Source organism: Streptomyces sp. URMC 127 (assembly GCF_051386535.1).
Lineage (GTDB): Bacteria > Actinomycetota > Actinomycetes > Streptomycetales > Streptomycetaceae > Streptomyces.
In genome coordinates, this window is sequence record NZ_JBPQTW010000283.1 from 1 (window position 1) to 7,267 (window position 7,267).

Annotated in this window: 4 protein-coding genes and 2 pseudogenes; all 6 read left to right on the forward strand. The window is 73.2% G+C overall.

What is annotated here, in order from left to right; all coding sequences use genetic code 11:
- A pseudogene (locus tag ACSNOH_RS31925) lies at positions 1 to 552 on the forward strand (hypothetical protein); the annotation flags it as partial.
- Positions 542 to 1,834, forward strand: coding sequence for a hypothetical protein (locus ACSNOH_RS31930; protein ID WP_436724940.1), 1,293 nt, complete (start codon positions 542 to 544; stop codon positions 1,832 to 1,834). The pseudogene ACSNOH_RS31925 and the gene ACSNOH_RS31930, both read left to right, overlap by 11 nt.
- 12 nt (positions 1,835 to 1,846) lie before the next feature.
- Positions 1,847 to 3,400 (forward strand): SCO6880 family protein, encoded by a 1,554-nt coding sequence (locus ACSNOH_RS31935; RefSeq protein ID WP_436724943.1) that lies wholly within the window; start codon positions 1,847 to 1,849, stop codon positions 3,398 to 3,400.
- 9 nt (positions 3,401 to 3,409) lie between these two features.
- The gene (locus tag ACSNOH_RS31940; protein WP_436724941.1) at positions 3,410 to 4,840 is read left to right on the forward strand and encodes an ATP-binding protein; all 1,431 of its coding nucleotides are present in this window, start codon (positions 3,410 to 3,412) and stop codon (positions 4,838 to 4,840) included.
- A gap of 28 nt (positions 4,841 to 4,868) precedes the next feature.
- Positions 4,869 to 6,587 (forward strand): type VI secretion protein, encoded by a 1,719-nt coding sequence (locus ACSNOH_RS31945; RefSeq protein ID WP_436724942.1) that lies wholly within the window; start codon positions 4,869 to 4,871, stop codon positions 6,585 to 6,587.
- 53 nt (positions 6,588 to 6,640) lie between these two features.
- Positions 6,641 to 7,267: pseudogene (locus tag ACSNOH_RS31950) on the forward strand (amidohydrolase family protein); the annotation flags it as partial.

Genomic DNA, 7,267 nt, shown 5'->3' on the forward strand with positions numbered 1-7,267 from the left:
GGGAAGAACGGGGGGATCGCTTCGGGGTTTGCGCGTACGGAGCAGGGGGCGCAGTCCGCTGCGTCCAACTACGCGGTAGCGCTCGGATCCTCCGACATGTTCTCCGCCGACAAGCGGCACCAGATCGTGCAGGCGGTCATCGCGCCGTCCGCGGTCGAGAGGTTCCAGACCACTCTGGACAAGGCCTATTCACCCGCCTTCTTCAAGAGCGCGGGGCTCAACGAGGACGGCTCGACGCCCAAGGGTTTCACGTTCGTCTCCCGGACCATCCCCGTCGGCTCCAAGTCCACGCAGTTCGGTGACGACAAGGCCACCGTCGAGGTCTGGTGCACGGGCCTCATCGGGCTGGCGGGCGAAGGCTCCACCAAGCCGGTGAACGCCGGCTGGTTCACCATCACCATGCAGCTCAGCTGGGTCGACGGCGACTGGAAGGTCGCCGACCAGTCGCAGAAGGACGGCCCGGCCCCGGTGAGCGGGGACGTACCGGCCTCCAGCGCGAAGGACATCGCCAACGCGGTCACCGGCTACGGAGGGTTCACCTATGCGAGGTAGTCGCGGCCGACGGGCCCTGTCCGCCACGGCCGTCCTGGCAACCGTCCAGGCCACGGTCGTCATCACCGCCACACGCGTCTTCGCGGCGCCCACGCCCTCGCCCGGCCCGAGCACGAGCCCCAGCCCGAAGGGCGACAGCGAGTGCAGCGACCTGGTTCGGGGCCCTGCCCGGAGCATCTGCCAGGGCGACAAGAACACGTCACCCCCCGACCCCCAGACCGCCTTAGACCCCCTCGCCTCCCTCGCCAAGGGCTGCGGCGAGGCCGCCTCATGGATCGTCAACAAGCTGTCCGGCGCCGTCCAGGCCACCGGCAATGTCGACTTCACCAACGCCACCTTCCTGCGCCAGTACGCCGTCGTGTTCGCCGCCTCCACCGTGCTCACGCTCGTGCTCTGGCTGCTGGCCGTCGCCAAGCGCGCCGTCCGCGGCGTGCCGTTCACCGAGGCGTTCACCGAAGCCGTCGGCTTCCTCTGGCTGACCGTGCTGGCCTCCGCGTTCACCCCGCTCATCCTCTACACGCTCGTCTCGGCCACCGACGCCGTCACGGAAGCCATCGCCTCCGGCACCAACGCCAACAACGACGCCTTCTTCGGCGGGTTCGCCAATGCCCTCAAGAAGGGCACCGGCATCGGCGGCGGCCCGATCATGCTGATCGTCGTGTCGCTCGTGTCCGTGCTCGCCGCGGGCGTCCTCTGGCTGGAGCTGGTGATCCGGGCCGCGCTGCTCTACGCGGGCGCGCTCCTCGGCACGGCCGTCTACGCGGGCCTGGTCGACAAGAACATGTGGAAGCACGTCCGCCGCTGGGCGGGCATCATGATCGCGGTGATCCTGGTCAAGCCGATCATCGTGGTCGTGCTGGGTCTCGCCGGAGCGCTGTCCTCCGGCAAGGGGCCGGACTCCTTCTCGGCCGTCGTCTCCGGGCTCGCGATCATCATCCTCGCCATCTTCGCCAGCGCGATGATCTACCGCTTCGTGCCCGGCTTCGGCGACGAGATCGTCAATACCCGCAGCGCCAGCAACGACGCGGCCTCGCGCCAGGCCGCCGCCGTGATCTCCTCCCCCGCCGCCCTGGTCAAGCAGGGCATCACCGCCCACAGCGCCCGCGGCTCCGGCAACAGCGGCCAGCAGCACCGGCCCGCCGACGCCGTGGCGGGCGGAGTCGCCGCGCACAGCACCCGCCCCCCCCGCTCGCACCGGCGACAACGGGAGCGGAGGCGGAAGCAGCGGTTCCGCCGCGATTCCCGCGCCCCGCGCACAGAACCGCAGCAACACAGGAGGTGAGCGGAGTTGACGATCCAGGCCCAGTCCCAGCCGGTCGCGGCCCGCCGTACGTATCTGATCGGCCGCGCGCGTCCCAACGCGGTCGTCGGCAAGAACCGGGAGACCGGGGAGATCGCGCTGATCATCGCCGGGGCGTTCCTCGGCATGATGTGCGGCCTGCTCGTGCCCGTGCTGCCGCTGCGGATCGTCACGCTCTCCGGGTTCCCCGCGCTGGCGCTGGCCGCGGTGTACGTCCCGTACAAGGGCCGCACCTTCTACAAGTGGTTCGAAATCAACCGCACGTACAAGCGCACCCTGCGCCGCGGCACCACCTACCGCTCGGGCGCCGCCGAGGCCGGCACCCGCCTGGACGGCCGCGAGGTCGAGGTGGGCCCCCCGCCGGGCATCGGGCGGATCAACTGGCTCGCGGCGCCCTTCGGCCCCGACGAGATCGCCGTCCTGCTGCACGCCGACCGCCGCACGGTCACCGCCGCGATCGAGATCGAGGGCCCCGGCGTGGGCCTGCGCGACTCGGAGGACCAGGAGGCGCTGGTCGACCGGTTCGGCACCCTCCTCAAGCACGTCGCCAACGGCGACGGCTACGTCACGCGCATCCAGATGCTCGCCCGCACGCTCCCCGCCGACCCCGACGCCCACGCCAAGGACGTCGAGCGGCGCGGCGACGTCAACTCGCCGGCGTGGCTCAAGGAGTCCTACGACCAGCTGCAGTCGATGGTCTCGACCTCCTCCGAGCAGCACCGCGCCTACCTCGTCGCCTGCATGCACTACACGCGCGAGCTGGCCGCCGAGGCCAACGCCATCGCGCGCGCCTCCCGCCACGAGGGCGGCAAGCGCCGGCTCGATCGCGACGGGGGCCTCGCGGTCGTCATGGCGCGCGAGCTGACCGACATCTGCGCGCGCCTCGCCGAGGCCGACATCCGGGTCCGGCAGCCGCTCGGCCAGGGCCGGCTGTCCTCCCTGATCCATTCCATGTACGACCCGGACCACCCCATCGACCACATCCAGGCCATGACCCAGCGCAACGCCTGGCCGGCCGAGCTGGACGCCATGGAGCCCACCTACCTCCAGGCGAAGACCCGCGAGTCGTCAACCCGCGCACCCTGGTGCCACTCGACGGCGTGGGTGAAGGAGTGGCCCATGACCCCCGTGGGCGTCAACTTCCTCGCGCCGCTCCTCGTCCACACCCCGGACGTGATCCGTACGGTCGCGGTCTGCATGGACCTGGAGCCGACGGACGTGGCCATCGAGCGCATGCTGACGGAGAAGACCAACGACGACGCGGACGCCTCCCGCGCCGCCAAGATGAACCGCGTCGTCGACCCGCGCGACGTGGCCCACCACTCCCGGGTCGACCAGCGCGGCGAGGACCTCGCCAGCGGCGCGGCCGGCGTCAACCTCGTCGGCTACATCACGGTGTCGTCGCGCTCGCCGGAAGCGCTCGCGCGCGACAAGCGGACCATAAGAGCTTCGGCCGGCAAGAGCTACCTGAAGCTGGAGTGGTGCGACCGCGAGCACCACCGGGCCTTCGTCAACACCCTGCCGTTCGCGACCGGCATCCGACGATAGGGGCATGCCGTGCTCGACCCGCTCGCCTCACTGACCGACGCGTTCACCAGCTTCCTCTTCGGGAAGGTGGAGACCACCCGGCTGCCCGTACGGACCTCCACCGGCCAGGCCCAGGCCGTCTACCTGCCGACCGCCGCCCCCGGCCTCGGCGACTCCGGCGTGGTCATCGGGCGTGAGGTGTACTCCGGCAAGGGCTACATCTACGACCCCTTCCAGCTCTACGGGCAGCAGCTGCCCGCGCCGCACTGGCTCGTCCTCGGCGAGTCCGGCAACGGCAAGTCCGCCCTGGAGAAGACCTACGTCCTGCGCCAGCTGCGCTTCCGCGACCGGCAGGTCGTCGTCCTGGACGCCCAGGGCGAGGACGGCGTCGGCGAGTGGAACCTGATCGCACAGCAGCTGGGGATAACCCCCATCCGGCTCGACCCCGCCGCCGCCCTGCACGGCGGCATCCGGCTCAACCCGCTCGACCCGGCGATCACCACGACCGGCCAGCTCGCCCTCCTGCGCACCATCATCGAGGTCGCCACCGGCCGCGGGCTCGACGAACGGGCCGGCTTCGCCCTGAAGGTCGCCCACGCCGCCGTGCTCAACGCGTTCGGCTCCGCCGACGGCAACGAGACGGTCCTCGACCGCCAGCCGGTCCTCACCGACATCGTGGAGCAGCTGCGGCACCCGGAGGCCGAGTCCGCGGAGACCATGAACGTCGACATAGACGACGTACGGGCCTGGGGCCTCGACGTCGCGCTGGTCCTGGACCGGCTCGTGGACGGTGACCTGCGCGGCATGTTCGACGGGCCGACGACGGCCGGCATCGACCTCGACGCCCCGCTGATCGTCTTCGACCTCTCGCACATCGACCGCAACTCCATCGCCATGCCCATCCTGATGGCGATCGTGGGCGTCTGGCTGGAGCACACGTGGATCAGGCCCGACCGGAAGAAACGGATCTTCCTGGTCGAAGAGGCCTGGCACATCATCAACTCGCCGTTCGTGGCGCAGCTCTTCCAGCGGCTGCTGAAGTTCGGCCGCCGGCTCGGCCTGTCGTTCGTGGCGGTCGTCCACCACCTGTCCGACGTCGTCGACGGCGCGGCCGCCCGCGAGGCCGCGGCGATCCTGAAGATGGCCTCCACGCGCACCATCTACGCCCAGAAGGCCGACGAGGCCCGGGCCACGGGCCGGGTGCTCGGCCTGCCCCGCTGGGCCGTCGAGATCATCCCCACGCTGACGCCGGGCATCGCCGTCTGGGACGTCAACGGCAACGTCCAGGTCGTCAAGCACCTCGTCACCGACATCGAACGGCCGCTCGTCTACACCGACCGGGCCATGACCGAGGACGGCGACTTCGCCCGCGAGCTGGCGGCGGAGGCCGCGGCCGCGGAGCGCGCGGCCGCGGCCCTGGAGGCGGACGCGTCTTCGGAGTCGGAATCGACGGTGGCCTGAGACCGGGCCGGGGACGGGGGGAACGGCGATGAGCGACCGGCAGCCGGAGCGCGGCATCCCGGACGGGCTGCTGATGGCGGTCATCGTGCTGCTGCTGGGCATGACGCTACTGGTGTGGGGGACGACGGGCCTGGCGGGGCTGTTCGCCCACGGCGCCTGGCCGGAGGCGGTCACCCTCACCCGTACGCCCATGGCCCTGCGGCACCTGGTGACGCAGCCGCGCGACCTGCCGGCCGCCTGGCCGGACACCCCTGCGGAGAGCCTCTCGGGCTACGGCCTGTTCTGGGGCCTCCTCATCGGCGAACTGCTGGTGCTGATCGTCCTGGGCGTCTTCGTGGTCGGCACGGTGGCGCGCTGGAAGGCGGTACGGGCACGACGGCGGGCGGCCGCGGGTTCCCTCGCGGGTGCGGCCTCCGGCAGCGGGAGCGGCGCGGACGCGTCCTACGGGACAGGCAGGACCGCGGCCGGGGCCCGGACGACAGGCGCCCGCACCACCGGGGACCCGGAGACGGCCCTCACCTCCGCGGACGGGCGCCCGCCGGCGGGACGGCCCGGACCGCCGGACCGGGCCGTGGAGACGGGCCCGGCCACCGGCCGGGCCGTTCCCGGGAGCGGTGACCGCACCAGGGCCCCGGAGGCCGTCCCGCGCTCCCCGCAGCCGGACAGCACCGACGGCAGGGCTGCTCACGCCCCCGGCCCCTCTGACGGCACGTCGGCGGGGCCGGGGGCGTGGACGGAGCCGGGCGGCCCCGCAGGGGCCCTGCCCGTGCCCGGGCCCCGGACGCCCGCCCCGCAGGGCGCGACCGGCAGCCCCGCCGCAGGCCCCGTCGCCCCCGGCGTCCGCTACGGCGCCGAGCGCGGCGACACCGCCGCCCGCGCCGTCCTGGAGGCGGCCGGCCCCGTGCTCGTCACCACGAGCGACGCCGCCCTGTGGGCCGGCACCAAGGACGCCCGCGCCAAGCTCGGCCCCGTGCACGTCTTCGACCCCAGCCACCTCCTGGACACCCCCGACCGGCTCCGCTGGTCACCCCTGAGGGGCTGCACGGCCCGGGAGACCGCCGCCGCCCGCGCGGCCGCCCTGCTCGCCCCCGTACGCCCGCACAGCGCCCTCGACTCGGCCACCGCGGACACTGCGGAAACGCTGCTGCGCTGCTGGCTGCACGCCGCCGCCGTGGACGGCCGGCCGTTCCGCCAGGTGCTGCGCTGGGCACAGGGAGCGGCCGCGCACGAGCCGGTACGGATCCTGCGGACGCACGTGAAGGCGGCGGGCGGCGCGGCCGGGGAGCTCGAATCGGCGCTCACGGGGTATCCCGAACGCCGCGAGGCCGCCCAGGAGCTGACCGCGCGTGCGCTGGGCGCACTGTCGTCCGTCAACGTCCGCGACGCCTGCAATCCGCACCGGGCCGATTCCCTCGCCTGGGAATCATTTGTGGCCGAGGGGGGAACCCTTTACGTGGTGGGTGAGGCGATTGAGGATCCGCGCACCCGCCCGGGTGCGATGCCCCTGCTGACCGCACTCGTCTCAAGCGTGGTCGAGCGCGGCCGGGGCATGGCCGGACGGTCATCTGCCGGTCGGCTCGACCCACCACTGACCCTGGTGCTGGACGATGTCGCCGCCGTCGCGCCCGTGCCCGCCCTCCCGGATCTCCTCGCGGACGGTGCGGCGGCCGGCCTGCCGACGTTCGCGCTCATGCGGTCGGAGGAACAGGCCCGCGCGCGGTGGCCGCACCGCACGCTCGTCGGGTAGGCATCGGGTAGGCATCGAGGGAAGACCCTCGGCGCCCCGGAGAGGTGGACGGGATGACGGAGCCCGGCAGGCGCCTCTTCATGGGCGGCGCGGCGGCGCTCGGCAGCGCGCTCGCCCTCGGCGGCACGGCAGCGGCCGGCAGGGCGGTGGCGGCCGCGGGCGGCGCCGGGGCGGCCGTACGGCCCCTCGTCCTGACGCACGCGACGCTCATCGCCGCCCCCGGCGTCGAGCCGCCGCGGCCGGGCATGACGGTCGTGGTCCGTGCCGGGCGCATCGTGACGGTGGGCCGGTCGGCCGATGTCCCGGCGCCGCAGGGCGCCCACGTGGTGGACCTCGCAGGCCGGTACGTCCTCCCGGGCCTGATCGACTCCCGTACGGATGTCGACAACAGCGCCGCGACGCCCGTACGGAGGGGAGTGACGACTTTCGCCGGAAGCGGTAGTGCGCCCCTCGACGGCGGGCCGGTCCTGTGGCCGGGGTCCGTGACCGTACGGGACGGAGCGGCGGCCCGCCGGGCGGTGCGCAGGGCAGCGGCGGGCGGTGCGGCGTTCGTCCGCGTGCATGCGCGGCTGCCGCGTGAGGCGTATCCGGCCGTGGCCGACGAGGCCCGCAGGTGCGGCCTGCCGTTCGCGGGCCACTGCCCCGACGCCGTACGGCTCGCCGAGGCGTCGGGGCAGTGG

Coding starts and splice junctions, on each gene's coding strand:
- ACSNOH_RS31930 (WP_436724940.1), top strand. CDS start 542: ATGCGAGGTAGTCGCGGCCGACGGGCCCTGTCCGCCACGGCCGTCCTG.
- ACSNOH_RS31945 (WP_436724942.1), top strand. CDS start 4,869: ATGAGCGACCGGCAGCCGGAGCGCGGCATCCCGGACGGGCTGCTGATG.